This window comes from Bacillus sp. FSL W7-1354 (assembly GCF_038002405.1).
GTDB classification, from domain to species: Bacteria; Bacillota; Bacilli; order Bacillales; family Bacillaceae; genus Bacillus; species Bacillus paralicheniformis.
Map to the genome: position 1 here is coordinate 296726 of NZ_JBBOCL010000001.1, position 17611 is coordinate 314336.

Here is a 17611-nt window from a genome sequence, read left to right on the forward strand (position 1 = left end):
GACGGTCCGGTGCGGCCGTCTTCTCATAGTATTGCCGTTTTGAAAAGCCGTTTATGAATGGCAAATTATAATATTATAAAGCGAAGTAGTCCTTCAAAAAGACTGCGATTCCGTCTTCTTCGTTTGATTTTGTAACCTTGTTTGCAACGCTTTTTACCCCTTCGATGCCGTTGCCCATCGCCACGCCGCAGCCCGCGAACTCAAGCATTTCAAGGTCGTTGTCTTCATCGCCGAAGGCAATGACCCGCTCAGGCGGTATCCCGTAATAGTCCGTGATTTTCTCTAAGCCGACCGCTTTATTGATGCCGCTTTTAATCAGTTCGATCACATGCCACGGAGCCGCCCATCTTCTATGATCGACCATCTCCGCGTGAACGTCTGACAGGTAGGAGCGGATCGCCGGAACATCCTCTTCTTTTGCGTGGATCAGTACGCTTGTCACATCTTGGCCGAGGTTTGTCCTTAAATCTCCGACCGTAATATTCGGGCTGCCCATCGTAAAGACATCAATCAGTTTTTCGTCATGATAATGAAAATAAACATCATCGACAATTTCAGCAAGGATATTATGTACGTTGTATGTCTCGCTGACTTCAATGATCTGTTTGACCACCTCGAGATCAAGAGATGTATGGAAGCGTCCCCAGCTTTGATCTTTAGGATGATGGACAAACGCCCCGTTGAAATTGACGATCGGCGTATCGAGCTGGAGCTGATCATAATACACGGAGCTTGCTCGGAACGGTCTTCCCGTAGAAATGCACACGTAATGTCCATCTTCCCGCAGCTTGCGGATGACGTCGCTGGAGCTTTCCGAGATGGTCTTGTCGTCTTTTAATAATGTACCGTCTAAGTCCAATGCAATTAAATATGGTTTTGTCTCCATAAATGCTCCTTTGTTGTGAATTTGAAAGTTCTGACTTACCTATAGTGTATCTTTTTACCTTCTTTATTGTCTACATGTTAAACTTATGATGATGGACATCCTAAAAGGAGGAAGAAACAGTCGTGATCATAATCGAGAAGCAACATATTTCAAACATTCCTCTTTTGCATATTGTAAAAGAGGAGAAAAAAGAGAAAGCTCTTCCTCTTGTTTTCTTCATACATGGTTTTACAAGCGCAAAAGAGCATAACCTTCACTTCGCATATCTGCTTGCCGAAAAAGGAATGCGCGTGGTCCTGCCTGAGGCTCTTTATCACGGGGAGAGGGAAGAACAGCTCACTCAGGAAGAGCTCGCCCCGAGGTTTTGGGAGATCGTCACGAATGAAATCAAAGAGCTCGAAGTGCTGAAAAACCACTTTGAACAGGAAAACCTGATTGAAAAGGGCCGTATCGGCGCCGCCGGAACTTCGATGGGCGGTATTGTCACGCTCGGCGCTTTGACACAATACGAATGGATTACAACTGCCGTCAGTTTAATGGGCAGTCCCGCCTATGTAGAATTTTTTGATCAACAGCTCGCTTTTATGCGTGAAAAGAAAATTGAACTTCCTTTCACAGAAGGACAAATCGAACAGCAGCGCGATAAACTGAAGCGTTTTGACTTGAGTCTGCAGCCGGACAAATTGAAGATGAGGCCGCTTTTATTTTGGCACGGCAAACAGGATGGCACCGTTCCGTTTGCTTTGGCGCGCCGCTTCTATGAATCGACGATTCCGCTGTATGAAACTCGGCCTGATTTGCTGCATTTTATCGAAGATGAGCGGGCCGGGCATAAAGTATCAAGGGAAGGCCTTTTGAAAACAGTCGAATGGTTTGATGCGCACCTTTAAGTGCTATCGGTTTAGAAAATGAAAGAAGTGCGTTATACTGATGAAAAAAGGAGTGAGGAAGAGTGGATGAAGCATTAAAAGAGAACATCATGGGCGCCCTTGAACAGGTCGTTGACCCTGAACTGGGCGTCGATATCGTCAATCTCGGCCTTGTATATGACGTGGATATGGATGAAAACGGAAAAACTGACGTGACTATGACTTTGACTTCAATGGGCTGTCCGCTGGCGCCGATCATTGTGGATGAAGTCAAAAAAGCGCTCGCAGATATTCCCGAAGTCAAGGAAGTTGACGTTCATATCGTCTGGAATCCGCCTTGGACACGGGACAAAATGTCGCGATATGCGAAAATCGCACTTGGCATCCAATAAACGTTTCCAGAGCCTGCTCAACCGTTGACAGGCTCTTTCTGTTTTGAAAAGGGAGCCGCCGTAATAGATAACACGGGCGTATCCAGGCAGATCGCTACTCCCGTTATAAAAAGAACGCTTGTACAAGCGTTCTTTTTTTATTGCAAAAACGCCAGCCGGCACATTCTCCGGTTTGAAAAGCGGAGAATCCGGGAAGATGGGAACGACCAAGCCGCTGAAAAAGGACTGCCGGCGGGAGGAAAGAACCAATATGAAAGATGAACAAAAAATATTAAATATACAATTGAATTAATTTTTATTCATGTTATAATGTTAAATAATTTCACAAAGACCAAGAAGGTGAACTTGTTTTGAAAATAGGTATTATAGGTGCTACTGGCTATGGAGGGGCAGAGATTATGAGGATTATGAAGTTGCACCCTTATGCAGATGAATGCATATTGTATTCATCGAGTGATGAGGGAGCCCGCTATGATGCCGCATACCCGCACCTTATGAAACTGACAGATCAACACCTGCAACCGATCGAAGTAAAGAAAATTGCGAACGAAATCGATTTTTTATTTATGGCTGCGCCTTCGGGGGTATCCAGCCGGCTGACGCCACAGTTTGATGCATATGACATACCGATCATTGACCTGTCCGGCGATCTCAGGCTGCAGAACCCGAGCGTCTATGAAAAATGGTATAAAAGGGAAGCCGCGCCTGAACACGTGCTTCAAAAAGCGGTATACGGACTGTCTGAGCTGAATCGGGAAGACATTAAAACGGCGCAGTACATAGCCAATCCAGGTTGTTTCCCGACAGCGGTTCTTCTCGGCTTGGCGCCGCTCGTCAAAAGCGGCAGCATCAACGAATCTTTTGTCATCATCGATGCGAAAACAGGGGTATCGGGAGCAGGCAGAAAGGCGTCGATGGGCACTCACTTTTCAGAGATCAATGACAATTTCAAAATATATAAGGTAAACGAACACCAGCATACGCCTGAAATCGAGCAGATTGTTAAACAATGGGACTCCGCATTTAAACCGATCACATTCAGCACGCATTTAGTTCCGATGACAAGGGGCATTATGGCGACCATCTACACAGAACTGAAAGACAGCATGGATGCCGAACAGCTCCAACTTATTTTTTCAAAATTTTATAAAGATTCATACTTTGTCAGAGTGAGAGAACCCGGTTCGTTCCCTGCAACTAAAGAGGTGTACGGCAGCAATTTTTGCGATATCGGCGTTACCGTTGATGAACGGACGAACAGAGTGACAATTGTGTCAGTGATCGATAACTTGATGAAGGGAGCCGCGGGTCAGGCTGTTCAAAACTTCAACATTATGAACGGCTGGAGCGAAACCGCCGGGCTTGAATTTACGCCAATTTATCCATAAGACGGGAGAGAACAAACATATGATTCAGGTGAGTCAAGACAGCATAAAAAAAACAGACGGAAATGTCGCTTCGCCTAAAGGCTATTTGGCAAAAGGGGTTCACTGCGGCCTCCGCTATTCAAAAAAGGATCTTGGAATTATCATCAGCTCAAGACCGGCGGTGAGCGCCGCCGTTTATACGCAAAGCCACTTTCAGGCTGCGCCGATCAAGGTGACGCAGGAAAGTCTCAAAAAAAGCGCGCATCTGCAAGCCGTCATCGTCAACAGCGCAAATGCCAACGCATGTACGGGAGAGCAGGGCTTAAAAGATGCATATGAGATGCGCCGCCAAAGCGCTGATATGCTTGGGATCGAGCCGGAACTGGTGGCCGTGTCCTCAACCGGCGTCATCGGCGAATACCTCAATATGGAAAGCATTACAAAAGGCATCAGCCTTCTCGCCGAGACTGAGCCTGCCGAAGGCGATTTCGAAGAAGCGATCTTAACGACAGACACGGTGATCAAACAAACGTGCTATGAACTGACGATCGGCGGTCAAAGAGTGACGATTGGCGGAGCAGCCAAAGGGTCGGGAATGATCCACCCGAATATGGCGACGATGCTCGGCTTTGTCACAACAGATGCATGCATCGAAGAAAGCGCGCTGCAAAGGGCATTAAGGGAAATTACGGACGTTTCATTCAACCAGATCACAGTCGACGGCGACACATCGACTAACGATATGGTGCTCGTCATGGCGAACGGATGCGCCGGAAATGAGCGCCTCCATGAAGAACACGAAGATTGGCCGGTTTTCAAAAAAGGCCTGCAGCTTGCCTGCACAGACCTCGCCAAACAAATCGCGAGAGACGGGGAAGGGGCGACAAAGCTGATCGAGGTTGAAGTGAACGGTGCGAAAAGCAATCTTGAAGCGCAAATCATCGCCAAAAAAATCGTCGGCTCAAACCTTGTAAAAACCGCGGTTTACGGAACGGATGCGAACTGGGGCAGAATCATTGTCGCGATCGGAGACAGCATGGCTGCTGTGACACCGGAGAAGGTAGAAATCTACCTGGGCGGCCAATGCCTTTTTAAAAATAACGAACCGCAGCCGTTTTCAGAAGAGCTGGCCAAAACATATTTAGAAAACAGCGAAGTGAAAATCGAGGTTCGCTTGCAGGAAGGTGACGGAAAAGGTACGGCTTGGGGCTGCGATTTAACTTATGAATACGTCAAAATCAATGCGAGCTATCGGACGTAAAAAGGGGATCACAATGGATAAAACAATCGTTTTTAAATGCGGCGGAAGCGTCATCCGCGAACTATCGGACGAATTTTTTCAAAATCTGAAAGAGCTGACCGAAAGCGGCTGGAAAATCGCACTCGTCCACGGGGGCGGGCCCGATATTACAAAGATGCTGAAGAAACTCAATATTCGAAGCGAATTCGTCAACGGACAGCGTAAGACGACAAAAGCGGTTCTTGAAGTCGCTGAAATGGTCTTATCCGGTTCGATCAACAAATTTTTCGTTGCCGAGCTGACAAAGCACGGCCTTCCGGCTGTCGGAGTATCAGGAAAAGACGGGGGACTGCTCCTTGCCGACTATTTAAATGAAAAAGAATACGGTCAGGTCGGGCGCATTAAAAAAGTAAACGGCCGAATGGCCGAAGCGCTCATGGAAAAAGGCTTTATTCCGGTTATCGCCCCCCTCTCGATGACGGATGGCTGTGAGACTTTGAATGTGAACGCCGATTTGGCGGCGTCGGCTGTTGCGGCAGCCTTGCACGCTGACAAATTAATGTTTGTGACAGACGTTAAAGGGATTATGAAAAACGAAGAAATGCTGAAAGAGCTGACGCCGGCAGACATCGAAAGCCTGATTGCTGAAGGCGTGATCTCGGGAGGCATGATACCAAAAGTGCATTCTGCAAAAGAAGCCCTCACAGATGAAGTGGATGAAGTGATGATCGTGAGCGGAAAAGGATCTTTCCTCACGAAAGACGATTTCATCGGCACGAAAATCATTAAACAAAAGGAGGCCGTATCGTGAGTCATTTATTTCAGACGTACAGCCGCTGGAATATCAATATTAAAAAAGCGAAAGGCACGATCGTTCAGGATGAGAAGGGGAACGCTTATCTTGATTTCGTCCAGGGAATCGCGGTCTGCAATCTCGGGCATTGCCCCGATTCAGTGACAGCTGCTGTCAAAAAACAGCTTGATGATGTCTGGCATGTTTCCAATCTGTTTCAAAATGAGCTTCAAGAAAAGGTTGCACAGCTTCTTGCCAAAAACAGTGCAGGCGATCTCGTCTTCTTTTGCAACAGCGGGGCAGAAGCGAATGAAGGGGCGGTGAAGCTCGCACGAAAACATACGCAAAAAACAAAAATCATAACGTTTCAGCAATCGTTCCACGGACGCACGTATGCGGGAATGGCCGCAACCGGACAGGAAAAGATCAAGCTCGGATTCGGACCGATGCTTGAAGGATTCCACTACTTACCTTACAACGAGCCGAAAGCATTTGCCGAATTGCAGGATGAAAAAGATATCGCGGCAGTGATGCTCGAGCCGATTCAAGGCGAAGGCGGCGTCATCCCTGCGAGCAGGGAATTTCTGCAGAGCGTTCAAGATTTTTGCCGCGATAAGCAGGCTCTCCTTATCGTCGACGAAGTTCAAACCGGAATTGGACGCACCGGTAAAGCTTTCGGATATGAATACGAAGGGCTGTCACCTGATATCATCACCGTCGCGAAAGGACTGGGCAGCGGTTTTCCGGTCGGAGCCGTGATCGGGAAAAAAGAGCTTTCAGAAGCGTTCTATCCGGGTTCCCACGGCTCGACATTCGGAGGGAACATGCTGGCGATGGCTGCGGCAAACGCCACGTTGGAGACCATTTTTGAAAGCAGCTTTCTTGAAGAAGTGAGCGCCAAAGGAGCATTTTTGCATCAACAGCTGAAAGAAAAGCTTCAATTTCCGCTTGTAAAAGATATCCGCGGGAAAGGGCTGATCGCCGGAATCGAGTGCAAGGAACCTGTACAGCCGCTGATCGAAGCGCTTCAAAAGGAAGGTTTGCTCGTTCTTCCCGCGGGTCCGAACGTCATCAGACTTCTGCCGCCATTGACGGTTGCGAAAAGTGAAATCAAAGCGGCCGTGGAAAAACTGAAAGCTGTCATGGCAGATCATTCAGCTGTAAAACAGTAATTTTTTTTCGATATGTAAGTATAAAAATTCATGAATATCATTATTTATTCATCAAAGGTGGGCTTAAGATGGAAGGATATTTAGTTCTTGAAGATGGTACATCCTTCAGCGGTGAACTGGACGGTCTTGACGGCTGCACCGGTGAAGTCGTCTTTTTTACGGGCATGACCGGCTATCAGGAGGTTTTGACAGACCCTTCTTATAAAGGCCAGATTATTGTCTTTACGTACCCGCTGATTGGCAACTACGGAATAAACGAAAGCGATGATGAAAGCAAGCGGCCTCAGGTGAAAGGGGTTGTCGTCTATGAAGCGTGCGACAGGTTTTCCCATCATCAGGCGACAGAAAGCCTTCGGGAATACTTGGCGAAGTGGGATGTTCCGCTTTTATCGCACGTGGACACAAGAGCGGTTGTTCAGCATATCAGGGCAAAGGGGACGCTGAATGCCAGACTGACGAAACAAAAGGACGGCATTCCGGCTCCGCGCCAGCTGGAAAACTATGCGGCACAGGTTGCCGGACAAAACGAAAACGGCGCCTTTAGGGAAGGCAATACGCATATTGCGGTGATCGATTTCGGCTATAAAAAGTCGATCGCTTCATCGCTTGCAAACCGGGGCTGCAAAGTAACGGTCGTTCCCTATCAAGAGATGGACGGCATTTCAAAGCTGAATCCGGACGGGATCGTCCTTTCAAACGGGCCGGGCGATCCGAAAGCGATCCTTCCATATATGGATGCACTCCGGGATATCATCTCTTCCTATCCGACTCTCGGCATCTGTCTCGGGCACCAGCTGATCGCGCTCGCATTCGGAAGCGACACGTATAAGCTTCCGTTCGGCCACAGGGGAGCCAATCATCCGGTCATGGACAAAGAGACCGGACGCGTGTTCATGACAAGCCAAAACCACAGCTATGTCGTCGATCGGGACACCATCAGCGAAAATGAATTTTCCGTCAGATTTTATCATGTCAACGACGGTTCAGTAGAAGGGCTGATGCATAAAACACTGCCTGTCATATCCGTTCAGTTTCATCCGGAAGCCCATCCGGGACCGGCTGAAAGCGAGTGGATATTCGGCGAATATTTGCAGAAATTGAACGAAGCAAGGAGAGAGATCGCCCATGCCTAAAGATCAAACCATCAAAAGCATTCTCGTTATCGGGTCGGGGCCGATTATCATCGGGCAGGCCGCTGAATTCGACTACTCCGGAACCCAGGGTTGCATGGCGCTGAAAAGCGAAGGCTACCGGGTGATTCTTGTCAACAGCAACCCGGCGACCATCATGACCGATGAATCTTTTGCAGATGAAATCTATTTTGAGCCCTTGACAGTGGAAAGCCTCACACAAATCATCAAGCGCGAAAAACCGGACGGACTGCTCGCCAATCTGGGCGGACAGACAGCGCTGAATTTGGCCGTCGAGCTCGAAAAGGCCGGCATTCTTAAAACATACGGGGTAAAGCTGCTTGGAACATCTGTTGATACGATCGAAAAGGGCGAAGACAGGGAAAAGTTCCGCGCCTTGATGAAGGAGCTGAACGAACCTGTGCCGGATTCAGAAATTGTTGACAATCAAGATGATGCGCTTCGTTTTGCGCTCTCAATCGGTTTTCCGATTATCGTGCGGCCGGCCTATACATTGGGCGGAAAAGGAGGCGGCATCGCGGCGACGAAAGAGGAGTTCCTGCCTTTAATCGAAAGCGCCCTCCTCGCAAGCCCGATTCACCAATGTCTTGTCGAAAAAAGCATTGCCGGTTTTAAAGAAATCGAATACGAAGTCATGCGTGACAGAAACAATACATGCATTACCGTCTGCAATATGGAAAACATCGATCCGGTCGGCGTCCATACGGGGGATTCGATCGTTGTCGCCCCGTCGCAGACATTAACGGATGCGGATTATCAAATGCTTCGTTCTGCCAGCTTAAAGATCATTTCCGCGCTCGATGTCGTCGGCGGCTGCAACATTCAATTCGCCCTGGACCCGGAAAGCAAAAATTATTATGTCATCGAGGTGAATCCGAGAGTAAGCCGTTCATCGGCGCTCGCCTCAAAAGCGACCGGCTATCCGATCGCAAAAATGGCGGCTAAACTGGCTGTCGGCTACACGCTTGCCGAGCTGAAAAATCCCCTCACAGATTCGACATACGCCAGCTTCGAGCCTGCGCTTGACTATGTCGTCGTCAAATTTCCGCGCTGGCCGTTCGACAAATTCAAACAAGCCGACCGTAAGCTCGGCACGAAAATGAAAGCGACGGGAGAAGTCATGGCGATTGACCGCAATCTTGAAGCGGCCCTGCAAAAAGCGGTCGCATCCCTTGAGCTGAAAACGTCAGGAACCCATTTGCCCGAACTTGGCGGCGCATCTTCAGAAGTGTTGTGGAAGCTGCTTGAGACTCCTGATGACCGCCGTTTCTTTGCGGTCATGGAGCTGCTGAGCAGGGGGGCTTCCATCAGCGAGATACACGAGAAAACGAAAATCGATAACTATTTCCTTCATGTGTTTTCTAACATCATTCAGCTGGAAAACATGTTGATGGAACAGGGAGACGCGCTGTCCGTCAGCCTTTTGAAAAAGGTAAAAGAAAAGGGATTTACCGACTTTACGATCGCTTCCCTCACCGGAAAGACGGAAGAAGAAGTGCGCGCGTTCCGCAAGAAAATGGGCATTGCCGCATCCTTTAAAATCGTCGATACATGCGCAGCTGAATTTGATGCGAAGACAAACTATTTTTACTCGACGTATTTTGGGAAAAGCGACGGAGACATCTCTCAAAAAACGAAAAAGCGCGCCCTGATCATCGGTTCCGGCCCGATACGGATCGGCCAGGGAGTCGAGTTTGACTACAGCGCCGTGCACGGCGTCATGACGCTGAAAAACCTCGGGTTTGAAACGATCATGCTGAACAACAACCCGGAAACCGTCAGCACGGATTATGAAATGGCAGACCGCCTGTACTTTGAACCGATTACACCCGAGCATATTCTCAATGTCGCTGAAGCGGAAGATATCGATTTTGCGATTGTTCAATTCGGCGGCCAATCCGCCATCAATGTGGCTGAAGCGATTGAAAAAGCGGGCATCACGCTGCTTGGGACATCATCGGAAACCCTTGACATACTTGAAGACCGTGATCAATTTTATCAGCTTCTTGACGAGCTCGGCATTTCCCATGCTAAAGGAGAAACGGCTTCATCAAAAGCGGAAGCGGTGCAGAAAGCAAACGAAATCGGCTATCCTGTGCTGATCAGGCCGTCATATGTGATCGGCGGCATGGGCATGATGATCGTTCACTCCGAAGCAGAGCTCAGAGAGCTGCTGGGCGGAGCGTCGCAAATGCCTTACCCGATTCTGATCGATCAATACGTATCGGGAAAAGAGTTTGAAATCGACCTTGTCAGCGATGGCGACGATCTCTACATCCCGACTTATATCGAGCATATTGAAAAAGCGGGCGTGCATTCAGGTGACAGCTACGCGATTTTGCCGGGGCCTTCGGTCACTCCGGAGATGAAAAGCGCCGCGCGGGATGCTGCCGCAAAAATCGTCCGCAAGCTCGGATTTAAAGGTATTATGAACATTCAATTTATAGCGGACGCGGATGAACTGCTCATCCTTGAAGTCAATCCGAGGGCGAGCCGGACGGTTCCGGTTGTCAGCAAGGTGATGGGGGTTCCGATGATCCCGCTTGCGGCGCAGCTGTTGGCCGGTTCGTCACTCAAAGAGTTGAAGCCCGCCGCCAAAAACTCACGCGGCGTTGCCGTGAAGTTTCCGGTCTTTTCATCGCACGCTATCCAGGATGTCGATTTGAAGCTTGGACCGGAAATGAAATCGACCGGAGAAGGCATGTATGTCGGCTTCAATCCGGAAAGCGCCCTGAAGAAAATCTTTGCGGGAATCTGGCAAACGAAAGGCTGCATTTACATGGAAGGGGCCGGCGAGCTTCGTTCTCTCGCAGAACAGGCGGGTTTCACCGTACAGTCGGACGATTTTCCAGGCTGGATCAAACGGAAAGACAAAGCGCTGCACATCCATTTAGCCGAATCAAAAGAGGCGAGCAAGCAGCGAATGGAAGCCGTCACCCACGGTGTGGCGGTGATGACAGAGGAAGAGACGGTACGGGCATTTTTGACGAGCGGGCATGGAACGACTAAAGCCGTGTCGCTTAAAGATTTATATAAAAAGGAAGTGGAGACATGTCTACTGTAAACATCGGGGCGACCCGGGAAATCAATCTGACGGGTAAGGATTTTTTAAGCCTGAAAGACTTTTCAAAAGAAGAGATCGTTTATTTGCTGAAAGAGGCAGCAGCGATGAAGCAAAATAAAATTCAAGACATCTTTAAAGGAAAAACATTGGCGATGATCTTTGAAAAGTCGTCGACGAGAACGCGCGTATCGTTTGAAGCCGGAATGGCGCAGCTCGGCGGAAACGCCCTGTTTTTAAGCAGTAAAGACATGCAGCTGGGCAGAGGGGAAACGATCGCAGATACCGCGAAAGTGCTTTCGGGTTATGTCGACGCGATTATGATCCGCACATTCGAACACGAAAAAGTCGAAGAGCTTGCCAAGCACGCCGAGATTCCCGTGATCAACGGATTGACCGATCTTTTCCATCCGTGTCAGGCGCTTAGTGACCTCTTGACGATTCAAGAGACGAAAGGAACATTAAAAGGGCTGAAAGCCGTTTATGTTGGAGACGGAAACAATGTCGCGCATTCGCTGTTAATCGGCTGTGCGAAAGTGGGATGCGACATTACGGTCGCTTCGCCTGAAGGGTATGAGCCGAATCAGGAAGTGGTAAGACTGGCCGAGGGATTCGCCGAAGAGTCCGGAGCGGCCGTCACAATCACAAATGACCCCGTGTCAGCCGTTCAACAAGCGGATGTCATCTATTCTGATGTGTTTACAAGCATGGGCCAAGAGAAAGAAGCCGAAGAACGGATGAATATCTTTGCTCCTTACCAGGTCAACAGAGCGCTTGTCTCCCATGCCAAACCGGATTACGTCTTTCTGCACTGCCTTCCTGCCCACAGGGAAGAAGAGGTCACCGCAGAGATCATCGACGGCCCGAATTCAGCGGTATTCCAGCAGGCTGAAAACCGCCTGCACGTCCAAAAAGCTTTATTAAAAGCATTGTTATCTTAAATAAAAAACAGCTGATCACAATTGATCAGCTGTTTTTTTAGGCGAATATCAAAACGGCGATGCCGATGACAAAGCAGTAAATCGAGAAATAAACCAAGTTTCCTTTCGCCATAATATTCATGAACCAGCGCAATGAAAAGTATGTAGCGATAATCGATGCAATGAACGCAAACAAATAAGGAAGGAAAAGCTCCCCTAAACGCGGATCATGAAAAATATCGGTAATGCTTAAAATGGTCCCGCCAAGACTGACCGGTATGTACAGTAAAAATGAAAACCTGAGCGCGGTTTCAGATTTGAGGCCGAGCGCCATCGCAGGGACGATCGTCGCTCCCGAACGGCTGATGCCGGGAACAAGTGCAACCATTTGCGACAAGCCGATGATCACGGCGTCTCTCAGTCTGATTTCGCCGTCGTTTTTGCGGCCGCGCAAATTGCGAATGAGAAACAATGCCAGACCCGTGATCAGCAAAGTAACCGCGGTGATCCGGACGCCGTCTTTAAAGAAAGCCGAAATCTCATCATCAAATAAAACACCGATGACACCGGCAGGAATCGTGGCGATGATCAGATAGATGATAAACCTGAAGTCCGCTTTTCCTTTTTCATTTTTTGATGTGACATAAGACAGTCCGTTTACCGCCAGCCTGAAAATATCGTTTTTATAAACGAGCAATACGGCAATCAAAGAACCGGCATTCATTAAAAGCTCAAAACTGAAGCCTTCAATGTTCAAGCCTAAAAAGTGCTGTGCCAGCACCAAGTGGCCGCTTGAAGAAACAGGAATCGGCTCTGTGAGTCCCTGAAGCAACCCTAAAAGGATATACTTGATCAACATTAAAAAATCCATGATACTCCTCCGTTTCCCACAAGTTGTGACGCCCTTTTAAAAGACGGAATGAACGGGCGGTTCGTTTTAATTTTCGGAACACTTTTCTCATTAAACTATACAAAGCAAACAGATGTAAAGATAAAATCGACATGTTTTTTGGGAGAGTGGGGCAATCTAATAATAAAAGGGAGTGAAGCAAATGGGACAGCAGCGTCAATTCCGGCCGGGCCAAAAAGCGCCCAATAATGGAGTGTATGTGGAGATCGGCGAAACGGGAAGCATGGTTCAGAACCCTCAACAAATCAAATTGAGCGCCGGCGAGTTCTTCCCTGAAACCTCCAACCATAACCGGCTCTGGACATATAAAAGAAAGCCTTAAAAAAACAGCCGTCCGACGGCTGTCTGTCTAAAGCAAAAAACCCCGCTTTCAAAAGCCGGGGTTTTAATGTTGACTTGCATCCTGTTTAACAGGCATAATTTCTCCAAGAACAATAACGGCTGCGGTGATGATAAAGCCCATAATGACACTGGTTTGAAGGTCATACCCAGCACCGTTCATGGCGCCGACAATGTAGCAGGCCATCTGCGTCAAAAGAAATGTCCAGAAAAAAGCGACCACAAATCGCACGTTTCCCACCTCGTCCTTCTCATTCAATTCTAAAACTTATCATACCATATACATAGCCAGCTGGAAAAGACATTTTAGTGAACAAGACAGGGCTTTCAACTCTGTTTTCAGAAATATCAGAAAGGGTATTTCATTAAAGTTTACTTTTCATCATGAAGACTGGGACTTTTCCTTATTCGTTTGCTGCACGTACGACATAAAATAATGAGCAGATTACGGCAGGAAGGAGGCAGGCAAGTGATGAAAATAACCGAACGTTTTTTTCAAATGGATTCAGAATGGAACGTGGTTCATCTTCCGTACAGGCCGAACGGTTTTCTGGTGTTCATTTTCGGCGACCGGAACCATTTTGTCGGGGAAGATTCGAGCTTCTGGCTTCAGCATTACGGAAGAAATCAGCTTCTAACGAGCCTGAGAAACAAAGGCTATACCCTGGTAAACAGCAATTTGTTCGGCAGGCACTGGGGCTCCGAAAAAGCGGTTGCATACGCCAAACAGCTGATTCATTACGTGTTCAAACAAGAGATTTTAAATGAAAAAATTCATCTATTGGCGGAAGGCACAGGGGCCCTCATTGCAGATGAGCTCCTTCGCTCGATCCCGAACCAAATACGTTCTGCAGCGATGGTTAATCCTTGCCTCGATCTTCAGGCTCATCATAAACGAGAAAAAGAAAACAAGTTTTTCTACAAACAGTTTATTAAAGAAATTGCCGAAAGCTACGGAATTACGGAGCGGAAGGCAGCCGATTATCCGTTCAAAAGCATATCCCCTTATCACAATCTCGTACCCGTTCATATTTGGCAAAGACTGAACGGCTCACCGTATCCGTATATGATCCATGCCAAAACGTTTGAGGAGCGCCAGCTTAAAGGCCGTCACAGCGTGGGGCTTACCTTGCACCTGTCCGAACATCCTCAGCGCATTCATTCAGCAATCGCGAACTTTTTCAAAACGCATGAAAAAGTCTTATAGAGAATAGAATAATAGCAGCCCGAAAATGATGAAAGGGCTGTTTTTTGCTTGGTAAAAAAAGCTGAAACGAAAGGTGGTCCATCGAATGAAGCCGGCACTTGTATATGGAGCAGATGAGTTCTTCGGCCTTTCATTTTGTGAACATCTACTTGAAGAGGGTGTTGACATAGATGTAAAGCTGGAACAGACAAGCGACGAAAAAAAGCTGATGTATCTCGAAGAGCGGCTGATGTGGCTGGGAAGAAACGAGCATTTCCGTCTCATCGAAAAAGAGCTTGAAGCCCCGTACGAACAAGTCTTCATCCAATACACAGGCTCAGTGCCGGAAGAAGCGCTGGCTGCAGGCGTTGAAAACAAGCCTGTTATTCTGTTTGTCTACCAGGAACAATTCGAAGAGGATTTACGCGCCGGCATGGAGGAAAAGGGTGTTGAACTGATCGTGCTTCCGGATCTGTTCGGTCCGTGGGACGTCAGGGCAGAGGATAAACAAAACAGGGACGGAGCGCTTTTTGTGAACGACGCGGCCGCACAAGCCGCTGCCTGTGCTGTTGAAAAAGATTTTTCAGATTTGCAGTTTGTACAGAAGACGCCATACGATAAAGCCGATGAGATCATTGAAGAATGGATCAGACAAATGTCTACATTTTTCGACAAAAAATAAGAAAGATCTTCCTAATTTACACTTGAAAGGATACAATAAAGATAGATTTGAATTGCTGTTTTTTCGAAAGGGAGTTGAACATGGCATGGTGTACAGGCTTGTCGCGATTTTTTTCATTCTCCTGGCGCTAAGCGGCTGCGGACAATCGCCGCTGAAAGGGAAAATTGAAAAAGTCGGTTTGCTTGTCCCTGATACGATAAATGACCAAGTATGGGGAACCAAAGGATATAAAGGATTATTAAGAATACAATCCGTCTACAATGTCGACGTCTATTATAAAGAGGGAATCGATAATGACGCTGCCATTAAAATGGCTGTAGAAGATTTTCACAAAAAAGGCGTCAACCTCATCTACGGGCACGGAAGCGAATATGAAAAAGCCTTTAATGAGATATGCAAAGATTATCCTGATATTCATTTTGTTTTAATGAACTCGAAAGCCGATCACCCAAATGTGACAAGCATATCGCTTGAAGGAGCAGCGATGGGGTTCTTCGGCGGAATGACGGCGGCCCATCAGTCAAAAACAAAGAAAATCGGCGTGCTCGCAACGTATAAATGGCAGCCTGAAGTAGAAGGATTTTCCGAAGGGGCTAAATACCTCGATCCGGACATTGAGGTGATGACAGAATATGTCGGCCAGTGGGACGACAGCGAAAATGCCGTCAAACTGTATGAAAAAATGAAGAAGGCAGGCGCGGATGTTGTGTATCCGGCCGGAGACGGGTATAATGTCCCTGTCATTGAACAAATCAAAAAGGACGGGCTGTACGCTATCGGATATGTAAGCGACCAGTCGGAATTGGGTGAGAATGTCGTTTTGACAAGCACCATACAGCATGTAGACGACGCTTATGAACTCACCGCCGACGAGTTTAATAAAGGAACGCTTAAAGGCGGCAAGCGCTCATTTGACATTCAAGACGGCGTCATCGAAATGGGAGAATTCAGCCCTGTTGTCGATCAGTCATTTCAAGAAAAGATGAATCGGCTGATTGACGAATACAAAAAAACAAACAAACTGCCAAACGAACATTGAGGTGATCAAGATGCACGAAAAATCAATGGAATTTTTGCAAATTGCCATGAAATACGTTCCTGAAGCGAAAGCAGAGATGGAGAAAGCGGGAATCGAACTTTCCCCGGAAATGCTTGAGCCATTCATGAACTTGTTTACGAAAGTGATGGCCGAGGCTTACGAGCTCGGTAAAGCGGAAGCCGGTTCAGACGCCTGACTTAAACGCCCGCAAACGCTTAAAAAGCCACTTTTCAGAAGAAGTGGCTTTTTTATATGGAAATCTTATTTTTCAAAGCGCTGACCATTGAGCCGATTTCTTTAAACACAGGCTTCAGCTCATCGAGCGAATCCATAATTTCTCCAACCTGATTCAACACGTGCATATAATCGGCTTCCTGGGATACTTCAGCGTCTTCGGCGGTTTCCGCTTCCGCATCCGTCTCCGTCTCTTCATGCCTGCCGGGTGCGTTTGCGCCAAACATCATTTTTGTGAAAAAATCGTCGTTCGCCACTCTTCATCCCTCCTTTTTCATATATATCACTACTATATGAATGTTTTGGTCTGCTAGATTAGACGAATATATTGCCAACTAAAAAAAAATAGGGTAGGATTAGTACCAGATACTAATAATAACTCATAACATTAGTTGGAAAAAATCATGAATAAAGGAGTCTTTCCTATGAAAGCTGGAATTATTGGAATCGGCCGGTACATCCCTGAAAAGGTGCTGACCAATTTCGACTTGGAAAAAATGGTTGAAACTTCTGACGAGTGGATTCGTACAAGAACAGGCATAGAAGAAAGAAGAATCGCAGCTGAAGATGAGAAAACATCCGACATGGCTGTGGCCGCCGCTAGAAGAGCGATGGAAGACGCAAACATCGAGGCGGAAGATCTTGATATGATTCTCGTCGCCACCGTTACTCCTGACCAGGCATTCCCGACAGTGTCCTGCATGATTCAAGAAAAGCTCGGTGCATTCAATGCCTGTGCAATGGATATCAGCGCAGCGTGCGCCGGTTTTATGTACGGTTTAGTCACTGGAAAACAGTTTATCGAAGCCGGGACGTATAAGCATGTGCTTGTCATCGGAGTTGAAAAGCTTTCAGGCATTACGGACTGGGATGACCGCAATACCGCTGTTCTGTTCGGAGACGGAGCGGGCGCCGCAGTTGTCGGGCCTGTCAGCGACGATAAAGGGATTTTGTCTTTTGAGCTCGGTGCAGACGGCAGAGGCGGAAAGCACTTGTACTTGGATGAAAAAGATCATACAATCATGAATGGCAGAGAAGTGTTCAAGTTTGCCGTCCGCCAAATGGGCGAATCCAGTGTGAATGTCATTGAAAAAGCCGGATTATCCAAAGAGGATGTCGACTTTTTGGTGCCGCATCAAGCCAACATCCGGATCATGGAAGCGGCGCGCGAACGTTTGGAGCTTCCAGTCGAAAAAATGTCTAAAACGGTTCATAAATACGGAAACACATCAGCTGCTTCTATTCCGATTTCTCTTGTGGAAGAGCTTGAAGCTGGTAAAATAAAAGACGGTGACGTCATTGTGATGGTCGGCTTCGGCGGAGGTTTGACATGGGGAGCCATCGCCATGCGCTGGGGCCGATAAAAGAAA

The 17611-nt window shown here is 47.6% G+C and carries 19 protein-coding genes; 15 read left to right on the forward strand and 4 right to left on the reverse strand.

Translation table 11 applies throughout. From position 1 onward, the window contains the following. Positions 1-73: 73 nt before the first annotated feature. A complete protein-coding gene (locus tag MKZ04_RS01530) occupies positions 74-886 on the reverse strand; it encodes a Cof-type HAD-IIB family hydrolase (RefSeq protein WP_020450916.1) in 813 nt (270 codons plus the stop codon). A gap of 122 nt (positions 887-1008) precedes the next feature. Here MKZ04_RS01530 and MKZ04_RS01535 point away from each other — a divergent pair, with 122 nt between their 5' ends. The 9 genes from MKZ04_RS01535 (at position 1009) to argF (ending at position 11872) form a co-directional block, all read left to right on the forward strand. Next, the gene (locus tag MKZ04_RS01535) at positions 1009-1776 is read left to right on the forward strand and encodes a prolyl oligopeptidase family serine peptidase (RefSeq protein ID WP_003180551.1); all 768 of its coding nucleotides are present in this window, start codon (positions 1009-1011) and stop codon (positions 1774-1776) included. A 62-nt stretch (positions 1777-1838) separates the two neighbouring features. Next, a complete protein-coding gene (locus tag MKZ04_RS01540; RefSeq protein ID WP_003180552.1) occupies positions 1839-2147 on the forward strand; it encodes a metal-sulfur cluster assembly factor in 309 nt (102 codons plus the stop codon). Positions 2148-2497: 350 nt separating this feature from the next. Beyond that, entirely contained in the window at positions 2498-3535 is a 1038-nt protein-coding gene (gene argC / locus MKZ04_RS01545; RefSeq protein WP_341045126.1) for an N-acetyl-gamma-glutamyl-phosphate reductase, read from the forward strand. 19 nt (positions 3536-3554) lie between these two features. Then, positions 3555-4775: a bifunctional ornithine acetyltransferase/N-acetylglutamate synthase gene (gene argJ / locus MKZ04_RS01550; RefSeq protein WP_050820921.1), complete on the forward strand. Its 1221-nt coding sequence runs from the start codon at positions 3555-3557 to the stop codon at positions 4773-4775. Positions 4776-4788: 13 nt separating this feature from the next. Beyond that, entirely contained in the window at positions 4789-5565 is a 777-nt protein-coding gene (gene argB / locus MKZ04_RS01555) for an acetylglutamate kinase (protein WP_020450920.1), read from the forward strand. Then, complete coding sequence (locus tag MKZ04_RS01560) at positions 5562-6719, forward strand: acetylornithine transaminase (RefSeq protein ID WP_143261161.1); 1158 nt, start codon at positions 5562-5564, stop codon at positions 6717-6719. Before argB ends, MKZ04_RS01560 begins: the two co-directional genes overlap by 4 nt. A gap of 68 nt (positions 6720-6787) precedes the next feature. Next, complete coding sequence (locus MKZ04_RS01565; RefSeq protein WP_020450922.1) at positions 6788-7852, forward strand: carbamoyl phosphate synthase small subunit; 1065 nt, start codon at positions 6788-6790, stop codon at positions 7850-7852. Further along, a complete protein-coding gene (locus tag MKZ04_RS01570; RefSeq protein ID WP_050820919.1) occupies positions 7845-10934 on the forward strand; it encodes a carbamoyl phosphate synthase large subunit in 3090 nt (1029 codons plus the stop codon). Before MKZ04_RS01565 ends, MKZ04_RS01570 begins: the two co-directional genes overlap by 8 nt. After that, entirely contained in the window at positions 10922-11872 is a 951-nt protein-coding gene (gene argF, locus MKZ04_RS01575) for an ornithine carbamoyltransferase (RefSeq protein ID WP_020450924.1), read from the forward strand. Before MKZ04_RS01570 ends, argF begins: the two co-directional genes overlap by 13 nt. Positions 11873-11909: 37 nt before the next feature. Here argF and MKZ04_RS01580 read toward each other — a convergent pair whose 3' ends face one another. After that, on the reverse strand, positions 11910-12722 hold the full coding sequence (locus MKZ04_RS01580; protein ID WP_020450925.1) for an undecaprenyl-diphosphate phosphatase: 813 nt from the start codon (positions 12720-12722) through the stop codon (positions 11910-11912). 181 nt (positions 12723-12903) lie between these two features. Between MKZ04_RS01580 and MKZ04_RS01585 the strand changes: the two genes are divergently transcribed. Then, positions 12904-13083, forward strand: coding sequence for a YjzC family protein (locus tag MKZ04_RS01585; RefSeq protein ID WP_003180573.1), 180 nt, complete (start codon positions 12904-12906; stop codon positions 13081-13083). A gap of 63 nt (positions 13084-13146) precedes the next feature. Here MKZ04_RS01585 and MKZ04_RS01590 read toward each other — a convergent pair whose 3' ends face one another. Next, a complete protein-coding gene (locus MKZ04_RS01590) occupies positions 13147-13341 on the reverse strand; it encodes a YjzD family protein (protein WP_009328851.1) in 195 nt (64 codons plus the stop codon). Between the two features lie 231 nt (positions 13342-13572). On the opposite strand from MKZ04_RS01590, the gene MKZ04_RS01595 reads away from it, so the two are divergent. The 4 genes from MKZ04_RS01595 (at position 13573) to MKZ04_RS01610 (ending at position 16203) form a co-directional block, all read left to right on the forward strand. Continuing rightward, positions 13573-14307: a hypothetical protein gene (locus tag MKZ04_RS01595; protein ID WP_023856643.1), complete on the forward strand. Its 735-nt coding sequence runs from the start codon at positions 13573-13575 to the stop codon at positions 14305-14307. Between the two features lie 85 nt (positions 14308-14392). Then, complete coding sequence (locus MKZ04_RS01600) at positions 14393-14968, forward strand: hypothetical protein (RefSeq protein ID WP_003180580.1); 576 nt, start codon at positions 14393-14395, stop codon at positions 14966-14968. Positions 14969-15053: 85 nt separating this feature from the next. Continuing rightward, positions 15054-16007, forward strand: coding sequence for a BMP family ABC transporter substrate-binding protein (locus MKZ04_RS01605; RefSeq protein WP_080131315.1), 954 nt, complete (start codon positions 15054-15056; stop codon positions 16005-16007). A gap of 10 nt (positions 16008-16017) precedes the next feature. Then, positions 16018-16203: a ComZ family protein gene (locus MKZ04_RS01610; protein WP_011197761.1), complete on the forward strand. Its 186-nt coding sequence runs from the start codon at positions 16018-16020 to the stop codon at positions 16201-16203. Positions 16204-16255: 52 nt separating this feature from the next. On the opposite strand, the gene MKZ04_RS01615 is transcribed toward MKZ04_RS01610, so the two are convergent. Continuing rightward, a complete protein-coding gene (locus MKZ04_RS01615; protein WP_003180586.1) occupies positions 16256-16498 on the reverse strand; it encodes a hypothetical protein in 243 nt (80 codons plus the stop codon). A 168-nt stretch (positions 16499-16666) separates the two neighbouring features. Between MKZ04_RS01615 and MKZ04_RS01620 the strand changes: the two genes are divergently transcribed. Continuing rightward, positions 16667-17605, forward strand: coding sequence for a beta-ketoacyl-ACP synthase III (locus MKZ04_RS01620; protein WP_003180588.1), 939 nt, complete (start codon positions 16667-16669; stop codon positions 17603-17605). Positions 17606-17611 lie beyond the last annotated feature (6 nt).

What these genes read in the sequence shown, in the direction of transcription:
- MKZ04_RS01530 (WP_020450916.1), bottom strand. Translation starts at nt 886, where the DNA reads ATGGAGACAAAACCATATTTAATTGCATTGGACTTAGACGGTACATTA.
- argJ (WP_050820921.1), top strand. Translation starts at nt 3,555, where the DNA reads ATGATTCAGGTGAGTCAAGACAGCATAAAAAAAACAGACGGAAATGTC.
- argB (WP_020450920.1), top strand. Translation starts at nt 4,789, where the DNA reads ATGGATAAAACAATCGTTTTTAAATGCGGCGGAAGCGTCATCCGCGAA.
- MKZ04_RS01565 (WP_020450922.1), top strand. Translation starts at nt 6,788, where the DNA reads ATGGAAGGATATTTAGTTCTTGAAGATGGTACATCCTTCAGCGGTGAA.
- MKZ04_RS01570 (WP_050820919.1), top strand. Translation starts at nt 7,845, where the DNA reads ATGCCTAAAGATCAAACCATCAAAAGCATTCTCGTTATCGGGTCGGGG.
- argF (WP_020450924.1), top strand. Translation starts at nt 10,922, where the DNA reads ATGTCTACTGTAAACATCGGGGCGACCCGGGAAATCAATCTGACGGGT.
- MKZ04_RS01580 (WP_020450925.1), bottom strand. Translation starts at nt 12,722, where the DNA reads ATGGATTTTTTAATGTTGATCAAGTATATCCTTTTAGGGTTGCTTCAG.
- MKZ04_RS01585 (WP_003180573.1), top strand. Translation starts at nt 12,904, where the DNA reads ATGGGACAGCAGCGTCAATTCCGGCCGGGCCAAAAAGCGCCCAATAAT.
- MKZ04_RS01595 (WP_023856643.1), top strand. Translation starts at nt 13,573, where the DNA reads ATGAAAATAACCGAACGTTTTTTTCAAATGGATTCAGAATGGAACGTG.
- MKZ04_RS01600 (WP_003180580.1), top strand. Translation starts at nt 14,393, where the DNA reads ATGAAGCCGGCACTTGTATATGGAGCAGATGAGTTCTTCGGCCTTTCA.
- MKZ04_RS01605 (WP_080131315.1), top strand. Translation starts at nt 15,054, where the DNA reads ATGGTGTACAGGCTTGTCGCGATTTTTTTCATTCTCCTGGCGCTAAGC.
- MKZ04_RS01610 (WP_011197761.1), top strand. Translation starts at nt 16,018, where the DNA reads ATGCACGAAAAATCAATGGAATTTTTGCAAATTGCCATGAAATACGTT.
- MKZ04_RS01620 (WP_003180588.1), top strand. Translation starts at nt 16,667, where the DNA reads ATGAAAGCTGGAATTATTGGAATCGGCCGGTACATCCCTGAAAAGGTG.